Origin of the sequence: Rhizobium sp. GN54, assembly GCF_021026345.1 — a bacterium.
Lineage (GTDB): Bacteria > Pseudomonadota > Alphaproteobacteria > Rhizobiales > Rhizobiaceae > Mycoplana.
This window is the reverse complement of the sequence record NZ_JAJNCZ010000004.1, coordinates 525,186-541,880: the sequence shown is the minus strand read 5'-3', so window position 1 is coordinate 541,880 and position 16,695 is coordinate 525,186. Positions and strand designations below refer to the sequence as shown.

The 16,695-nt window shown below is 65.9% G+C and carries 15 protein-coding genes; 4 read left to right on the top strand and 11 right to left on the bottom strand.

Features of this window, described 5'->3' with window-relative positions; translation table 11 throughout:
- Positions 1–201 precede the first annotated feature (201 nt).
- The 8 genes from LQK81_RS14540 to LQK81_RS14505 form a co-directional block, all read right to left on the bottom strand.
- Positions 202–1,785, bottom strand: a complete 1,584-nt coding sequence (locus LQK81_RS14540; protein WP_230807064.1) for an FGGY-family carbohydrate kinase — start codon at positions 1,783–1,785, stop codon at positions 202–204.
- A gap of 4 nt (positions 1,786–1,789) precedes the next feature.
- A complete protein-coding gene (locus LQK81_RS14535; RefSeq protein ID WP_230807063.1) occupies positions 1,790–2,476 on the bottom strand; it encodes an HAD family hydrolase in 687 nt (228 codons plus the stop codon).
- Between the two features lie 57 nt (positions 2,477–2,533).
- Entirely contained in the window at positions 2,534–4,018 is a 1,485-nt protein-coding gene (locus LQK81_RS14530; protein ID WP_230807062.1) for a mannitol dehydrogenase family protein, read from the bottom strand.
- Positions 4,019–4,160: 142 nt separating this feature from the next.
- Positions 4,161–4,934 carry an L-iditol 2-dehydrogenase gene (locus tag LQK81_RS14525; RefSeq protein WP_230807061.1) on the bottom strand — a complete coding sequence of 258 codons (774 nt, stop codon included), beginning with the start codon at positions 4,932–4,934 and terminating at the stop codon, positions 4,161–4,163.
- A gap of 11 nt (positions 4,935–4,945) precedes the next feature.
- Positions 4,946–5,947, bottom strand: a complete 1,002-nt coding sequence (locus tag LQK81_RS14520; protein WP_230807060.1) for an ABC transporter ATP-binding protein — start codon at positions 5,945–5,947, stop codon at positions 4,946–4,948.
- Between the two features lie 11 nt (positions 5,948–5,958).
- Positions 5,959–6,783 carry a carbohydrate ABC transporter permease gene (locus LQK81_RS14515; protein WP_230807059.1) on the bottom strand — a complete coding sequence of 275 codons (825 nt, stop codon included), beginning with the start codon at positions 6,781–6,783 and terminating at the stop codon, positions 5,959–5,961.
- A 9-nt stretch (positions 6,784–6,792) separates the two neighbouring features.
- Entirely contained in the window at positions 6,793–7,665 is an 873-nt protein-coding gene (locus tag LQK81_RS14510) for a carbohydrate ABC transporter permease (protein WP_230807058.1), read from the bottom strand.
- Between the two features lie 189 nt (positions 7,666–7,854).
- Positions 7,855–9,168, bottom strand: a complete 1,314-nt coding sequence (locus tag LQK81_RS14505; RefSeq protein ID WP_230807057.1) for an ABC transporter substrate-binding protein — start codon at positions 9,166–9,168, stop codon at positions 7,855–7,857.
- 299 nt (positions 9,169–9,467) lie between these two features.
- On the opposite strand from LQK81_RS14505, the gene LQK81_RS14500 reads away from it, so the two are divergent.
- A complete protein-coding gene (locus tag LQK81_RS14500) occupies positions 9,468–9,701 on the top strand; it encodes a hypothetical protein (RefSeq protein WP_230807056.1) in 234 nt (77 codons plus the stop codon).
- Between the two features lie 27 nt (positions 9,702–9,728).
- Here the strand turns inward: LQK81_RS14500 and LQK81_RS14495 are convergent, their stop codons facing one another.
- Together LQK81_RS14495 and LQK81_RS14490 are read right to left on the bottom strand one after the other, a co-directional pair.
- A complete protein-coding gene (locus LQK81_RS14495) occupies positions 9,729–10,160 on the bottom strand; it encodes an OsmC family protein (protein WP_230807055.1) in 432 nt (143 codons plus the stop codon).
- A 128-nt stretch (positions 10,161–10,288) separates the two neighbouring features.
- The gene (locus LQK81_RS14490; RefSeq protein WP_230807054.1) at positions 10,289–11,242 is read right to left on the bottom strand and encodes a sugar-binding transcriptional regulator; all 954 of its coding nucleotides are present in this window, start codon (positions 11,240–11,242) and stop codon (positions 10,289–10,291) included.
- A gap of 256 nt (positions 11,243–11,498) precedes the next feature.
- Here LQK81_RS14490 and LQK81_RS14485 point away from each other — a divergent pair, with 256 nt between their 5' ends.
- The 3 genes from LQK81_RS14485 to LQK81_RS14475 all read left to right on the top strand — a co-directional run bounded on the left by LQK81_RS14485 (position 11,499) and on the right by LQK81_RS14475 (position 15,885).
- The gene (locus LQK81_RS14485; RefSeq protein ID WP_230807053.1) at positions 11,499–12,860 is read left to right on the top strand and encodes an NAD(P)-dependent oxidoreductase; all 1,362 of its coding nucleotides are present in this window, start codon (positions 11,499–11,501) and stop codon (positions 12,858–12,860) included.
- Positions 12,861–12,874: 14 nt separating this feature from the next.
- Positions 12,875–14,188, top strand: a complete 1,314-nt coding sequence (gene preA / locus LQK81_RS14480; RefSeq protein WP_230807052.1) for an NAD-dependent dihydropyrimidine dehydrogenase subunit PreA — start codon at positions 12,875–12,877, stop codon at positions 14,186–14,188.
- Between the two features lie 275 nt (positions 14,189–14,463).
- A complete protein-coding gene (locus LQK81_RS14475; protein WP_230807051.1) occupies positions 14,464–15,885 on the top strand; it encodes a GGDEF domain-containing protein in 1,422 nt (473 codons plus the stop codon).
- 35 nt (positions 15,886–15,920) lie between these two features.
- On the opposite strand, the gene LQK81_RS14470 is transcribed toward LQK81_RS14475, so the two are convergent.
- Positions 15,921–16,571 carry a TetR family transcriptional regulator C-terminal domain-containing protein gene (locus LQK81_RS14470; protein WP_230807050.1) on the bottom strand — a complete coding sequence of 217 codons (651 nt, stop codon included), beginning with the start codon at positions 16,569–16,571 and terminating at the stop codon, positions 15,921–15,923.
- Between the last annotated feature and the right edge of the window lie 124 nt (positions 16,572–16,695).

Sequence of the window (16,695 nt, the reverse complement as noted above, 5' to 3'; positions counted from 1 at the left end):
ACCCGCCGGCGGCAAAAATAAAGCAGCCAGCGCGGGGGGGCGCTGGCTGCCTGAATTCCCGCTGGCCGGAGGGGACACGGCGAGCGGCTGTGTTCACCGGCTTCGAGGGCCTCGCACTGGGGGAATGCGCTGGCCGGTGACAGTGTAGAAACACCGACGCAGCAAATAGGTTCCGCCGCGTTCAAAATTTTTTTGGGCACCTCAGAGGATTTTTTCCAGCTCGTCACGGTGGCGGTAGAGCGCCAGGAAACGGCGATATTCACGATCGTAAAGCGCGCGCCTGCCCGGATCGGAAGGAAGCTCCTCCCCGCCCGGATGCATGGCCTTGCCGGCTGTGGCGATATCCGGATGGAGGCCGCCTGCGACCGATGCCGCCATCGCCGTTCCGAGCAGTACTGAATCGCTCGTCTTCGGCACCACGACCCGGTAGCCGGTCACGTCGCGGTAGAGTTCCATCAGCAGCGGATTGTGGAGATGGCCGCCGGTCACGTGCAGGGTCTCCAGCGCATAGCCGCATTCGCCGAGCGTGTCGATGACGCGACGGATGCCGAGCACGACGGCGACGCAGGTCTTCCAGTAGAGCCGGCACAGGCTGTCGAAGGTCGCATCCAGCGACAGGCCGCTGATGACGCCGAGCCCGTGCGGATCGGCGAGCGGCGAGCGATTGCCGTGGAAGTCCGGCAGGACGTGCAGCCGTGCGGCGAAGTCGTCGCCCTCCATGGCCCGCAGTTCGTAGATGCGCCTGACGATCCGCTGGTGGGTGGTCGGCACCGGATCGCCGCCGGCGCTGTGGAGCCTGACGATATGGTCGAGCAGCCCGCCGGTCACCGACTGGCCGCCCTCCACCAGCCAGTGCCCCGGCAGGACGGCCTCGTAGTAGGGACCCCACATGCCGAAACCGAATTTCTTCTCGCGCGAAAAGGCGACGATGCAGCTGGAGGTGCCGCCGATCAACGCCAGCTGGCGCTCGAGCGCACGCGGTTCGCCGGCAAACTGGCCGAGCACCCCGAGCGCCCCGGCATAGGCGTCGATCATGCCGGCACCGACGATGCATTCCATGTCGAGCCCAAGTTCGGTCGCGGCCCGTTCGCTCAACCGTCCGATCGGTGCGCCGACCGGTATCGTCTCGTCCGGCAGCGTCCCGCGCCTGCGCAGGTCCGCCAGCCCGATCCGGTCCAGGAAGTCCTCCCGCCAGCCCTCCCGCTCATGCGCCAGGTAGTTCCATTTCGAGGTGATGGTGCAGCGCGAGCGCCCGGTCGAACCGGTCGCCTTCCAGGTCATGAAGTCGGCGAGGTCGAAGAAATAGCCGGCGCGGGCCCACTGTTCCGGCTGGTGGCGCTTCAGCCACATCAGTTTCGGCATCTGCATTTCCGGCGACATGACCTTGCCGGAATGGTCGAGCACCGGATGCTGCGTTTCCGTGCAGACATCAGCCTCTTTTAGCGCGCGGTGATCGAGCCAGACGATCGTGTCCCAGCGCGGGTCCTTGCCGCCCGAGACCGCGAGCTGGCCGCCCTCACCGTCACGCACGACGAGCGAGCAGGTCGCGTCGAAGCCGAGGGCCGCCACACGTCCGGCAGCCGCACCCGCCGCCGCGCAGGCCGCCCGCACTGCCCCGCAGACCGCGCTCCAGATATCTTCCGAATCGTGCTCGGCGACGTTTTCCCGCGGCCGGTTCATCGCGATCGGCCGCTCGGCGCGCGCGAGCAGGGTGCCCGCCCGATCGAAGACGCCGGCACGGGCGCTTCCGGTCCCGATGTCGACCGCAACGATCAGATCGCGCATGAAATCATGTTCCCGTCGGCTGTGCGTTGCCGACAAACTGGAGCAATTCCCGCATGTCGTCAAACAGCACGTCGGGCTTCAGGACGGAGAGGGCTGCACGATGCCGGCCGGTTCGCGCATGCGAGCCTCCGGCAAACGCGCAGACCCGCATGCCGGCGGCCTGCGCCGCCATCACCCCGGCGGGGCTGTCCTCGATCACGACGCAGGCATCGGGCGAGACGCCCATGACCTCGCTCGCATGCAGGAACAGGTCCGGCGCCGGCTTTCCGTTGCGCACCATGCTGGCGGAAAAGATGTTCGGCTCGAAACAGTCGATCAGCCCCGTCACCGACAGCGACAAGCGGATGCGCTCCGGCTGGCTGGAGGAGGCGACGCAGCACGAGACCGGCAGCGCCTCGACCACCTGGCGGATGTTCTCGATCGGCTGCAATTCCTCGCGGAAGCGGGCATAGAGCGTCTTGCGCATGCCTTCGAGAAAGTGATCGTCGATCGCCAGGCCGTATTCGTCGTGCAGGATCTCCGACATGGTCTTCAGGCTCTTGCCGAGGAAGCGCTCCGCCGCCTCGTCGGCGCCCATGCTGACGCCGGCCACGTCGAGCGCGTCGACGAGAACGGCGAGCGAGATCGGTTCGCTGTCGACGAGTACGCCGTCGCAATCGAAGATCACCAGTTCGATCGGACCTGCCGCCATCGCCTCACATACCCAGTTCCGGCCGCGGATGCGGCGTGCCGTTGCGCTTGCGCGGCCTCAGTCCGCGAGCTTGTCGTCGAGATAGAGCCGCAGCGTCTGGCGCGTCCCCTTCTCCCACAGGCTCGAAAGCGCCCTGGCGAATCGCCGCCGGAACAGTTCCGAGGCCGCAACCTCGCCGAAGATGTCGGACAGCGCAAGGAAGGCGGCCGGGTCGTCCTTGGCCTTCAACGCCGCCGCCTGCAGCCGCTCGGCATTTGCATCGTTGAAGACGATCGCCTTGCCGCTGTCCGACGTGCCGGCGAAATAGCGGCACCATAGCGCCGAGACCAGCGACAGGCCGATGACGTCCTCGCCGCGCTGCAGCCGGTCGGCTGTCGAGGGAAGGATGAATTTCGGCTGGCGGTTGGAGCCGTCCTGCGCGAGCCGCGGAATGGTGTCGCCGATCTTCGGGTTGGAGAAGCGCTTCTCGATCAGCTTGAAGTAATCGCCGAGATCGGTGTCCGGCACCGGCGGGATCACCGGGATGATCTCCTCCTTCTCCAGCTTGGCGAGGAAGGCGCGGATGTCGTCGTCCTCCATCGCCTCGTGGACGAAGTGGATGTCGAGCAGGGCCGCTGGATAGGCGATCGCCGCATGGCCGCCATTGAGAATGCGGATCTTCATGTGCTCGTAGGGCGCGACGTCGGGCACGAACTGCACGCCCACCGTTTCCAGCGCCGGCCGTCCCTGCGGGAACTTGTCCTCCAGCACCCACTGCTTGAATTCCTCGCAGAACACCGGCCACTGGTCGTCGATGCCGTATTCGTCGGCGACGATCCCGATCTCGCGCGGCCCGGTCGCCGGCGTGATCCGGTCCACCATTCCATTCGGAAAAGCCACATTGGCGTCGATCCAGTCTGCGAAGTCCAGATCGGAGAGCCGCGCGAGGCCGGAAACGGCGGCGTGGGTGACCTCGCCGTTGCCGGGAATGTTGTCGCAGGACATGATGGTGAAGGGAGCGATGCCCTTGTCCCGGCGCGCCTTCAGCCCAGCGAGGATGAGGCCGAACACGGTCTTGGGATCGTCCGGCTTCTCGCCGTCGGCGGCGATCGCCGGATGGGCGGGGTTGAAGACCCCCGAGGCCGGATCGATGAAGTAGCCGCCTTCGGTGATCGTCAGCGAGACGATGCGGATGGCGGGATCGGAAAGCTGGGCGACGACGGCTGCGACGTCGCCGGGCTTGAGGTAGTCGATCATCGCCCCGGTCACATGCGCGCCGGTGCGGTTGTTGTCCTGTTCGACCACCGTCGTCAGGAAGTCCTGGCCTTCGAGCTTGGCCCGCATCGCCTCGTCGGAGGGAAGCACGCCGGCGCCGATGATGGCCCAGTCATGATCGCGGCCGGCATTGAACAGGTCGTCGAGATAGACCGCCTGGTGCGCACGGTGGAAGTTGCCGACACCGAAGTGGACGATGCCCGCCTTCAGGGCCGAGCGCGGATAGGAGGGCACGCCCGCGGTGTTCTTCACCGTTTCGAGATTGTCCAGCGAGAGTTTGGTGGTCATGGTCGTTTCCTTCCGGTCACGCGCGGGCCCGGCCCGCATCCGGGGCACTGGGCGCAAGCCTGTCTCCGCCGGTGCCCGCCATCCGCGGCCGCCGGCTCTCATCGATCACGTCGCCAGCCGCGGCAAAGGCGGCACGGCCTTGTCAGCTCATCCAGTTGCCGCCGTCCACATTGTAGGTCTGCGCAACGACGTAGTCGCTCTCGGGCGAAGCCAGGAAGACGGCCATGCCGGTCAGGTCCGCCGCCGTCCCCATCCGACCGAACGGCACGGCCTCGCCGACCAGCTTCTTCTTCTCGCCGCGTGGCCGGTTCTCATACTTGGCGAAGAGCGCGTCGACGCCGTCCCAGTGCTCACCGTCGACGACGCCGGGGGCGATCGCATTGACGTTGATGCCGTGCGAGATCAGGTTCAGGCCGGCCGACTGGGTCAGGCTGATGACGGCCGCCTTGGTGGCGCAGTAGACGGCAACGAGCGCCTCGCCGCGCCGGCCGGCCTGGCTCGCCATGTTGATGATCTTGCCGCCCCGCCCCTGCGCGATCATCTGCTTGGCGACCGCCTGCATGGTGAACAGCGTGCCGGAGACGTTGATCGAGAATAGCCGGTCGTAGCTCTCGCGGCTGATCTCGACGATCGGCGCCAGGTCGAACAGCGCCGCGTTGTTGACCAGGATGTCGATGCCGCCGGCCTCGCTCACGCAGGCGCCGACCGCATCGTCGATCGACTGCTGGCTGGTGACGTCCATCTGCACGGCATAGGCAGCGGCGCCGATCTCGCTTGCGGTCTGCCGTGCCCGCTCGATATTGATGTCGGCGATCGCCACCCGCGCGCCCTCGCGCACATAGGCCTCGGCGAAAGCGCGGCCGATCCCGCGCGCCGAACCGGTGATCAGCGCGCTCTTTCCTTCCAGTCTCTTCATCGAAATTCCCGTCATCGGATCGCCATTCCCTTGTCGTCGAAGCGGTGGATCCGGCCTTCCTGCGGGGTGAGATAGACCTGGTCGCCGTGCCGGACGGGCAGGTCGCCGCCGACACGCGCGGTCAGCGTGCCGATGCCGTCGGCGGTCACGTGCAGGAAGGTATCGGAGCCGAGGTGTTCGGCGACGCCCACCGTGCCGCGCCAGGCGCCGGCGGAGGTCGAAAGGTCGATATGCTCCGGCCGGACGCCGATCGTATGCGCGCCGTGGCCCTTGGCGATCTCGCCCTTGATCAGGTTCATCCGCGGCGAACCGATGAAGCCCGCGACGAAGAGATTGCGCGGCGAGCGGTAGAGGTCGAGCGGCGAGCCGACCTGCTCGATGTTGCCGCGGTTGAGCACGACGATCTTGTCGGCCATGGTCATCGCCTCGACCTGGTCGTGGGTGACGTAGATCATCGTCGTCTTCAGCGTGTTGTGCAGTTCGCTGATCTCCAGCCGCATCGTGCCGCGCAGGGCCGCGTCGAGGTTGGAGAGCGGTTCGTCGAACAGGAAGGCCGACGGTTCGCGCACGATCGCCCGGCCGATGGCCACGCGCTGGCGCTGGCCGCCGGACAACTGCGACGGCCGACGCTCGAGATAGTCGGTCAGGTTCAACACCCTTGCCGCATCCTCGACCTTCCGGTCGATCGCCGCCTTGTCGAGCTTGGCCATCTTCAGCGGGAAGGCGATGTTGTTCCGGACGCTCATGTGCGGATAGAGCGCATAGGACTGGAACACCATGGCGAGCCCGCGCTCGGCCGGGGCGTTGCCGGTGACGTCCTTGCCGTCGATCAGGATCTGGCCGCCCGACACGTCCTCCAGCCCCGCGATCAGGCGGAGCAGCGTGGACTTGCCGCAGCCCGACGGGCCGACGAAGACGACGAACTCGCCGTCGTTGATCTCCAGGTCGATGGAGGGGATGACCTTGGCTTCGCCGAAGGTCTTCGACACTTTGCTGAGGGTAATGCTGCCCATGGATCGTGCCCTTACTTAACCGCGCCGAAGGTGAGGCCGCGAACGAGTTGCTTCTGGCTGAACCAGCCGAGGATGAGGATCGGCGCGATCGCCATGGTGGAGGCGGCCGAAAGCTTTGCCCAGAACAGTCCCTGCGGCGAGGAGAAGGAGGCGATGAAGGCCGTGAGCGGCGCCGCGTTGGTGGTCGTCAGCTGGATCGTCCAGAACGCCTCGTTCCAGGCGAGGATGATGTTCAAGAGCAGCGTCGAGGCAATGCCCGGCACCGCCATCGGCGTCAGCACGTAGACGATTTCCTTCCACAGCGAGGCGCCGTCCATCCGGGCCGCCTCGAGGATCTCGCCGGGGATCTCGCGGAAATAGGTGTAGAGCATCCACACGACGATCGGCAGGTTGATCAGCGTCAGCATCACGGTCAGGCCGATACGAGTATCGAGCAGGCCGAAATTGCGGAACAGGATGAAGATCGGGATCAGCACCGCCACCGCCGGCATCATCTTGGTCGACAGCATCCACATGAGGATGTCCTTCGTCCGCTTGGTCGGCGAGAACGCCATCGACCAGGCCGCAGGGATGGCGAACAACAATGCCAGGATGGTCGAGCCGATCGACAGCACCACCGAGTTCATGAACGGCTTGAAATAGTCCCGCTGCGTCTGCACCGTGACGTAGTTCTCGAAGGTGCCGGACGGGATCAGGCTGAAGCCGGCAATCGCCTCCGGCTCCGTCTTCAGGCTGGTGATGAAGGCATAGAGGATCGGAAAGAAGATCAGCAGCGCCACGAGCCAGGCGGCGATGGTCCAGCCGATCTTGCTTCCTCTGGAAACGGTACGGGCCATGATCTTCTCCTATCGGTCCAGGTTTCTGCCGACGGCACGCATCAGGAAGATGGCGACGAAATTGGCGAGAACGACCGCGATGATGCCGCCGGCCGCGCCCCCGCCGACGTCATAGCCGAGACGCGCGGTGCGGTAGATCAGGAAGGTGAGGTTGGTCGACGCGTAGCCCGGGCCGCCATTGGTGGTGACCAGGATCTCCGCATAGATGCCGAGCAGGAAGATCGTCTGGATCAGGATGACGACGGTGATCGCGCGCGAAAGATGCGGCAGCGTCAGGTAGATGAAGCGGTTGAACGCATTCGCCCCGTCCATCTCGGCCGCCTCCTTCTGCTCGCTGTCCAGCGACTGCAGCGCGGTCAGCAGGATCAGCGTGGCGAATGGCAGCCATTGCCAGGCGACGATGATGATGATCGAAAACAGCGGGAACTGCGCAAACCAGTCGATCGGCTGGAAGCCGAGGAAGCGCGCGAGATCCGCCAGCACCCCGTAGCCCGGGTGCATGATCATGTTCTTCCAGATGAGTGCTGCCACCGGCGGCATGACGAAGAAGGGCGAGATGACGAGAATGCGCACGATCCCCTGGCCGAAGATCGGCTGGTCGATCAGGAGCGCAATCGCGATCCCGCCGACCACGGTGATCAGCAGCACGCCGAGCACAAGCACGAGCGTGTTCCAGATCGACTGAAAGAAGGCCGGATCGGTATAGAAATAGATGTAGTTGAAGAAGCCTGCGAAGCTGACGTTCTGCGGCGTCAAAAGGTTGTAGTTCTGGAAAGAGTACCACAGCGTCATCGCCAGCGGCACGACCATCCACACCAGGAGAACGATGACGGCAGGCGCCATCATCAGGCGCGCCAACGTCTTGGTGTTCTGCGTTGCCATCTCGAACGACCCTCCCTGGAGCCCGCATGGCCGGCGCACCGCTTCGAGGCGGGGACGACTGCGTGGCAGTTCGCGTTTCTTGTTGTTGTAGGACGCCCGTCGGGCAATGGCAGGCCGGATGGGCCGCTTCGCCCGTCGGGCGGGCCGCCCGGTCACAAGACCGGACAGCCCGTGCTCTCGGGAGGAACCCTACTTGATGTAGCCGGCACGCGTCATGTCGCGCGTTGCGGTGGCCTGTGCTGCCGTGAGCGCGTCGTCGACCGAGGACTGGCCGGCGATGACAGCCGAGAACAGCTGGCCGACCGTGGTGCCGAGAGCCTGGAATTCCGGGATCGCGACGAACTGGCCGCCCGTATAGGGCACCGGCTTGATGGTCGGCTTGGTGATATCGGCGGCGTCCATCGCAGCAAGGGTGGGTACTGCGAAGGCGGCGGCCTTCTTGTATTCCTCGTTGTTGTAGAGCGAGGTGCGCGTGCCCGGAGGAACGTTGGCCCAGCCTTCCTTGGAAGCGACGAGGTCGGTGTATTCCTTGCTGGTCGCCCAGGCGATGAATTTCTGCGCGGCCTCGGCCTTCTGCGAGCTTGCCGGGATGGCGAGGTTCCACGACCACAGCCAGTTGCCGTGGTTGGCGACGCCTTCCTTGCTCGGGAAGAGCGCGAAGCCGACCTTGTCGGCGACCGTCGAGTCCTTCGGGTTGGAGACGAAGGAGGCAGCCACCGTGGCGTCGATCCACATCCCGCACTTGCCCTGCTGGAACAGCGTCAGGTTCTCGTTGAAGCCGTTGGAGGAGGCGCCGGACGGACCGGCATCCTTCATCAGGTCGGCGTAGAACTGCAGCGATTCCTTCCATTCCGGCTGGTCGAACTGCGGCGCCCAGTTCTCGTCGAACCAGCGGCCGCCGAACGAGTTGGTCAGCGCCGAGACGAAGGCCATGTTCTCGCCCCAGCCGGCCTTGCCGCGCAGGCAGATGCCGGAAATGTCGGCGTTGCGGTCGGTGATCTTGCGTGCGGCCTCGCCGATGAATTCCCAGGTCGGGCTGTCCGGCATCGTCAGGCCGGCCTTCTCGAACAGGTCCTTGCGGTACATGATCATCGCCGATTCACCGTAGAACGGCGCGGCATAGAGCTTGCCGTCGACCGAAAGGCCGCCGCGGATCGCCGGCAGCAGGTCGTCGATGTCATAGGCTTCGCCGAGACCGTCGAGCGGCAGCAGCCACTGCTGCTTGGCCCAGATCGGAACCTCGTAGTTGCCGATCGTGACGATGTCGTACTGGCCGCCGCTGGCGGCGATATCGGTGGTGACGCGTTCACGCAGGACGTTCTCTTCCAGCGTGACCCACTCGACTTGGATGTCGGGGTTGGCCTTGGTGAACTCCGACGTCAGCCCCTGCATGCGGATCATGTCGCCGTTGTTGACGGTGGCGATCGTCAGGGTCTCCGCATTCGCAAATCCGCACAGGGCTACAGCCGAGCAGGCGCCCAGCAGAAATGTCTTCAAATTCATGACTTCCTCCCAGAAGGGTTATGAGCATTTGCTTCGCTCGTGGGCAATTACTCAACTTATTGCCCAAAATGTCAACGGCCATTTTACGCTGCGCCGCCGAAAGTCGTGGTCATGCGATTGATATATAGCGCTGTTTCCAGTCGAAAAGACCGCTGGGGAAATATGCACGCCGCCCAGGAATCAGGCACTTGGCCCGCCGGAATGCAGCCGAACGGATTGATCCGCGCATGACGGCTGGTGTACCCCGACAGCAAGCCGCGGCAACGACCGCGGCTATCGGCGACGGAGCGCGATCGGCCATGGGCAAGGACACACCAGATCGGGACACCCCGGAGATGCGCGCCCTGGTCAAGGCGGTCGCCGAGAGCCCGCGGCGAGACAACAGCGCCTACCACCAGGCGATCGCCGAGGCCCGGCAGGCCTTCGAGGCCGCAGAGGCCGCGCTTGGCGGCCCCGTCAGGCTCAAGACGAAGACCCGGATGAAGGGCGACGGCGAATACGTCGTCAAATGGACCTTCAAGCGGGCGAAGTGACGGCGCCTGCCGAACGCCTGCCCGGGCCTATCCGAGCGAGACGGCGAGGCTGATCGGAACCGCCGCCAGCGCCTTCGAGACCGGGCAACCGGCCTTCGCCTTGTTGGCGAGTTCGGTAAAGGTCGCCTCGTCGGCGCCCGGCACCACGCCGCGCAGCTTCAGGTCGATCGCGGTGATGGCGAAGCCGTCTGCGACCTTCTCCAGCGTGACGTCCGCCCGGGTATCGAGGCTGTCGGCGGTCAGCCCGGCCTCGCCGAGGATCAGCGACAGCGCCATGGTGAAGCAGGCGGCATGCGCCGTACCGATCAGTTCCTCCGGATTGCTGCCGGGAACGCCCTCGAACCGCGCGGCAAAGCCGTAAGGATAGTCCTTCAACGCGCCGCTCTGCGTGGAAATCTGGCCTTTTCCGTCCTTGAGCCCGCCGCTCCAGTGGGCCGATCCGTTCTTCTGGATTTTCATCTGGTTCTCCCTTGCCGGCAGCGTCCGCGCCGGTCCGTCGTGGTTGCACCTCGATGGGTTTGCGCCCTATCAACTATGGCGACGGAGGGTGAGGACAAGGCGGTGGTCGGGCATTTTCCGCCCGCAGCTTACGCCTGCAGCAGATATTTCGCCGTCGCCTCGTCGGTGATCAGCCCGTTGATCATCCGCCCCTTCAGCGCCGAGAGGATCGCCAGATGCTTGCGGCTGCCCTTGGCGAGCCCGATGACCGCGGCATTGTCTCGGGAGGGAAGCGGAACGGAGGCGACGCGCTCGTTGATGCTGCCGGACAAAAGCTTCCCCTCGCGGTCGAACATCCAGCCGCAGATCTCGCCCGCAGCACCCTCGGCCATCAGTTGCGCCATTTCCTCCCGGTCGAGGAAACCGTCGACGCACAGCGGCGCGTCCGGGCCGAGTTCGCCGACGCCGACGAAGGCGACGTCGGCCTCCTGCGCCAGTTTCAGGGTGGACTGCACCAGGCTCTGCTCGTGCAGGAGATCGCGCTCCTTCGCCGAGGAGACGAGCACCGGCAGCGGCATCGGAAAATGCCGCGCCTTGACCGCGTCCGCCATGCTGAAGATGACGTTGTAGTAGGCGGCCGAACCGTCCGGGCCGATATTGCCCGTCAACGACATGATGCGGTGCTGCGGGCATTCCATCGCCGGCAACTGGTCGATCGCCGCCTTGAGCGTACGCCCCGTGCCGACCGCAAGCACGATCGGCTCCGCCCGCTTGAGCCAGCGTTCGATCTCCGCCGCCCCAGCCTCGGCGATGCCGACCGTGGTCGAGGTCGAGGTCGGGTCGGTCGGCACCACGTCCACGTGGACGAGAGCGAATCGCTCCTTGAGGCGCTGCGCCAGTTCGAGGCATTCGGCGATCGGATGATCGAGCCGGACCTTGATCAGTCGCTCGGCGACCGCGAGCGAGACGAGCCGCTGGGCCGACTGGCGCGAAATGCCCATGGCCGAGGCGATCTCGTCCTGGGTGCGACCGGCGACATAGTAGAGCCACCCGGCCCGCGCCGCGTCGTCCAGTCTGCCCCCCGTTTCGGATCTCCTTGCCATCGCTTTCAGACCTCTAACCTGCTCTTGGGATTTGCTGCCATCATTTCCCCCGTCCTGTCAAACCCGTCCTGCGGGCGGCGGGAGGAAACGGAAAACCACCCGTTTCGGCAGCCCAAAACACAACCGTAGCACTCAAGTTTTAGACCCTTCCAGGCCCTGGAAATCCGGCATTTCCGCCCGAACTTTTACCGTTTGATAAAAAAATAAACCGTGTTACCGTTTCTCCAGTCAAAAGCCCACACAATGGGAGACAATAATGGGAACGTGTATCTCCGGAATCCGGGAGGGCAGGCTTTCGCCGGCCGACTACGAGAAGAATTTCACCGACCTGCATCCGCCGCTGGACCGGCACCAGGCTCTTGTCGCCTCTGACCGCTGCTACTTCTGCTACGACGCGCCCTGCATGACGGCCTGTCCGACCGCGATCGACATCCCGATGTTCATCCGCCAGATCTCGACCGGCAATGCCGTCGGCGCGGCCAAGACGATCTTCGACCAGAACATCCTCGGCGGCATGTGTGCGCGCGTCTGTCCCACCGAAACGCTGTGCGAGCAGGCCTGCGTGCGCAACACCGCCGAAGACCGCCCGGTCGAAATCGGCCTGCTGCAGCGCCACGCGACCGACACGGCGATGGAGCGCGGCATCCAGTTCTACACCCGGCCGGAGCGGACCCACCGCCGCATCGCCGTGGTCGGCGCCGGCCCCGCCGGCCTTGCCTGCGCCCACCGCCTCGCCATGAGCGGCCACGACGTCATCGTCTTCGACGCGCGGGTCAAGCCGGGCGGCCTCAACGAGTACGGCATAGCCACCTACAAGACGACGGACGACTTCGCCCAGCGCGAGGTGGACTACCTGCTGGCGATCGGCGGCATCGAGATCCGCAACGGCCAGAAGCTCGGCCGCGACTTCACGCTCGGCGAACTGGCGGAGAACTTCGACGCGGTCTTCCTCGGCATCGGCCTTGCCGGCGTCAACGCACTGCGGGTCGAAGGCGAGCAGCTTACCGGCGTCGAGGACGCCGTCGATTTCATCGCCGCCCTGCGCCAGGTGGACAACAAGGCCGACATCGCGATCGGCCGGCGCGTCGTCGTCATCGGCGGCGGCATGACGGCGATCGACGCCGCCGTGCAGGCCAAGCTTCTCGGCGCCGAGGAGGTCACGATCTGCTATCGCCGCGGCAAGGAGGACATGAACGCCTCGGAATTCGAGCAGGAGCTTGCGACCTCCAAGGGCGTGATGATCCGCCACTGGCTGCAGCCGAAGCGCGTCATCGGCAAGGACGGCCGCGTGGCCGGCATCGAGGTCGAATACACCGGAATGCAGGACGGCAAGCTGGCAGGCACCGGAGAGACCGGCATCCTCGCCGCCGACCAGATCTTCAAGGCGATCGGCCAGACCTTCGATCCGGCGAGCGTGCCCAACCTGCGGCTGGACGGCGGGCGCATCGCCGTCGACGCGGAAGGCAAGACCTCGATGGCCCGGGTCTGGGCCGGCGGCGACTGCATCAGGTCCGGCGAGGACCTGACGGTCACCTCGGTCGCGCAAGGCCGCGACGCCGCCGATTCCATCAACCGGGCGCTGGCCGCTGCGGCCGATCCCGCCGTTGCCGTCGCCTGAAGGGAGAAATAGACATGGCTGATCTCCGCAACTCCTTCGTCGGCATCAAGTCCCCGAACCCCTTCTGGCTGGCATCCGCGCCGCCGACGGACAAGGCCTACAACGTCGAGCGCGCCTTCAAGGCGGGCTGGGGCGGCGTGGTCTGGAAGACGCTCGGCGAGGAAGGCCCGCCCATCGTCAACGTCAACGGCCCGCGCTACGGCGCCGTCTGGGGCGCCGACCGGCGTCTGCTCGGGCTGAACAATATCGAGCTGATCACCGACCGTCCGCTGCAGGTCAACCTGCAGGAGATGAAGCAGGTGAAGATGAACTGGCCGGACCGGGCGCTGGTCGCCTCGATCATGGTGCCCTGCGAGGAGAACGCCTGGAAATCCATCCTGCCGCTCGTCGAGGAGACGGGCGCCGACGGCATCGAGCTCAACTTCGGCTGTCCGCACGGCATGTCCGAGCGCGGCATGGGTTCGGCGGTCGGCCAGGTGCCGGAGTACATCGAGATGGTGGTGCGCTGGTGCAAGCAGTACACCCGCATGCCTGTCATCACCAAGCTGACGCCGAACATCACCGACATCCGCAAGCCGGCACGGGCCGCCAAGGCCGGCGGCACCGACGCGGTCTCGCTGATCAACACGATCAATTCGATCGTCTCCGTCGATCTCGACAGTTTCGCCCCCAACCCGACGGTCGGCGGCAAGGGCTCGCATGGCGGCTATTGCGGCCCCGCGGTCAAGCCGATCGCGCTCAACATGGTGGCCGAGATCGCCCGCGATCAGGAGACCTACGGGCTGCCCATCTCCGGCATCGGCGGCATCACCACCTGGCGCGACGCGGCCGAGTTCCTGGCGCTCGGCGCCGGCAACGTGCAGGTCTGTACGGCGGCGATGACCTATGGCTTCAAGATCGTGCAGGAGATGATCACCGGCCTGTCCGACTGGATGGACGAGAAGGGCCACCGCTCGCTGGACGACATCATCGCCCGCGCCGTGCCGAACACGACGGACTGGCAGTACCTGAACCTGAACTACATCGCCAAGGCGCATATCGACCAGGACGCCTGCATCAAGTGCGGCCGCTGTCACATCGCCTGCGAGGACACCTCGCACCAGGCGATCACCGCGTTCGTCGACGGCGTGCGCCATTTCGAGGTTCTGGAAGAGGAATGCGTCGGCTGCAACCTCTGCGTCAACGTCTGCCCGGTCGAGAACTGCATCACCATGGATGCGCTGCCCGCCGGCGCCACGGACCGCCGCACCGGCAAGCCGGTCGACCCCGACTACGCCAACTGGACCACGCATCCGAACAACCCGATGGCGCGTCAGGCCGCCGAATAGCCGGCGGGAGGCCGCCGGCACTGCCGGTGGCCTCCTCGGACACCCGATAGGGACCTGAATTGCGAGCGATGCTCGCATCTGTGCCACACGCCCCTGCCCGCATCCCCGTATTTCCAGCCGCGTCCAACAATAATGCTTGCCTGGACCACCGTCTCCATGCTTTCGAGGCGGCGCCCCGATCCCGAGCGCGCAACGGCGCGCGTTCGGCAACGGCTCGTTGCAGCGGGGCATCCGGGAAGGCCGTCTTCGGCGGTCAGGGCGAGCGAGGGGCGAAGATGGCCGATCAGGTCCGGCACGAAGCAGGTACGCTGCCGGGGGCGCAGGCCATGCGCCTGCCGGCCGACATGCTCCTGGTCGCCTCGGTGATCTTCTGCGCAGCGCTCTTCGGCATCATGACCCGCCCGGTCGGATTCCTGGCGGCCTTCTGGCCGGCCAACGCCGTCCTGCTCGGCCTGATGATCCGGGAACCCCGGCTGGCCTCCTTCGGCGGCTGGATCGCTGCCTTCGCCGGCTATGTCGCGGCCGACCTCGTGACCGGCGGCACGCTGCGCATGACCCTCTGGCTCACCGCGGCCAACCTGACCGAGGCCTTGACCGGATACGTCCTGTTCCGCGCGCTGGCCGAGGACCACCGGCGCATGCGCTGGCCGCAGTCGATCGTGGTCCTCTTTGCCGTCTGCTGCTGCGCCGCAGCCATGAGCGCCTTCGTCGGCGCCGGGGTCTCGACAGCCTATTTCGGCCGCGACTTCGCGACCAGCCTCGAACTCTGGTTCAGCACCGAACTGGCGAACACCACCGTGATGCTGCCGGTGATGCTGGCGGCGCCGCGGCTTGCCGATATCCGCCTGCCGAGGCGGATCGATCTCTCCGCGCAGGGCCTGCGACGGGCAACCCCGGCCATCGCACTTGCGGCCTCCATCCTTCTGGGCAGCCTGATCGGGGGTCCCGGCTCCTTCGCCTTCCCCGTGCCCGCCCTTCTGTGGTGCGCGGTGAGCTATTCCCTGTTCGCCACCGCAAGCCTGACGCTCTGCTTCACCATCTGGGGCATGGTCATCATCACCGGCGCCTTCGCCGACCTGCCTGCCGACACCGACCTCGTGGCCTGGGGCAAGTCGATCCGGTTGGCACTCGCGCTCATCGCCCTTGCGCCGCTCGCGGTCGCCAGCATCAACGCGAACCGGAACCAGTTGCTGAAGCGGCTGAAGGACATGGTCGAGCACGACGAGATGACCGGCGCGCTGACCCGCGCGACCTTCCTGGAGCGCAGCGAACGCCATCTTTCACAGGACGGCACCGCCGCAGTGCTGATGCTCGATATCGACCGCTTCAAGTCGGTCAACGATCGCCATGGCCACGCCGCAGGCGACGTCGCCCTCGTCGCCTTCGCAGCCGCCGTGCGCGCGGCCCTTCGGCCGGGCGACCTGTTCGGGCGCCTCGGCGGCGAGGAATTTGCGGTCTTTCTTCCCCGGGCAACGCAGGCCGAGGCGCAGGCCCTAGCCGGGCGCATTCGCCGCGCCGTGGAAGAACGCCCGGTCGATATCGGCGACGGATCCCGCCTGACGATCACGGTCAGCATCGGCCTTGCGCTCCAGGCCACCATCGCCCGGCCCTCGCTGGATGCCCTGTTGGCAACGGCCGACGCGGCCCTCTACCAGGCGAAGGCCGGCGGCCGGAACCGCGTCGAGACGGCGGCCTGACACAACGCCCCGTCAAGGGGTCGTCCAAGGGGCCTTCACGGGGCCGCGTCGCGCACCTCCAGGCCATTGATGAAAAGCTGTTCCAGGAAGCGCGCCGCGTCCTCGAAGCGCCCGTCGCCCGCCTTTTCCTGTCCGAGCACCGCCCGTACCTGCACGTCGAAGTCCGCATAATGCTGCGTCGTCGACCAGATGGAGAAGATCAGGTGGTAGGGGTCGCACCTGGCGATCTTGCCCGCTTTCGCCCAGGCGCGGATCACCGCCGCCTTTTCGTCCACCAGCGATTTCAGCGGCCCTTTCAGTTCGTCCTCGATATTGGTTGCCCCCTGCAGCATTTCGTTGGCGAACAGACGGCTTTCGCGCGGGAAGTCGCGCGCCATCTCCAGCTTGCGGCGAATGTAGCTGCGGATCTCGGACACCGGATTTCCCGCCGCATCGAATTCGCGCAGGGGATCCAGCCACGTATCGAGCACCCGCGTGATCAACGCCCGGTGCATCGCCTCCTTGGTCCGGAAATAGTACAGGAGGTTCGGCTTCGACATGCCGGCCACCTCGGCGATCTGGTCGACCGTGGCGCCGCGGAAACCGTGCAGCGAAAACACCTCCAGCGCCGCTTCGAGGATCCGCTCCTCCTTCTCCTCCTGGATGCGCGTGCGCCGTTGGGTCCTGGCTGCCCTCGGTAGTACCATCTGCTTCCTAGCCTTCGCACGGACGGGAAAGTGCCGTCAAAATCACCAGTTTAACTCTCTGCCATTCCTGTGGGCGAGGCCCGTGGCTTTTCGCTTTTTCGACTTGAGTGCCGCACCGGAAGCT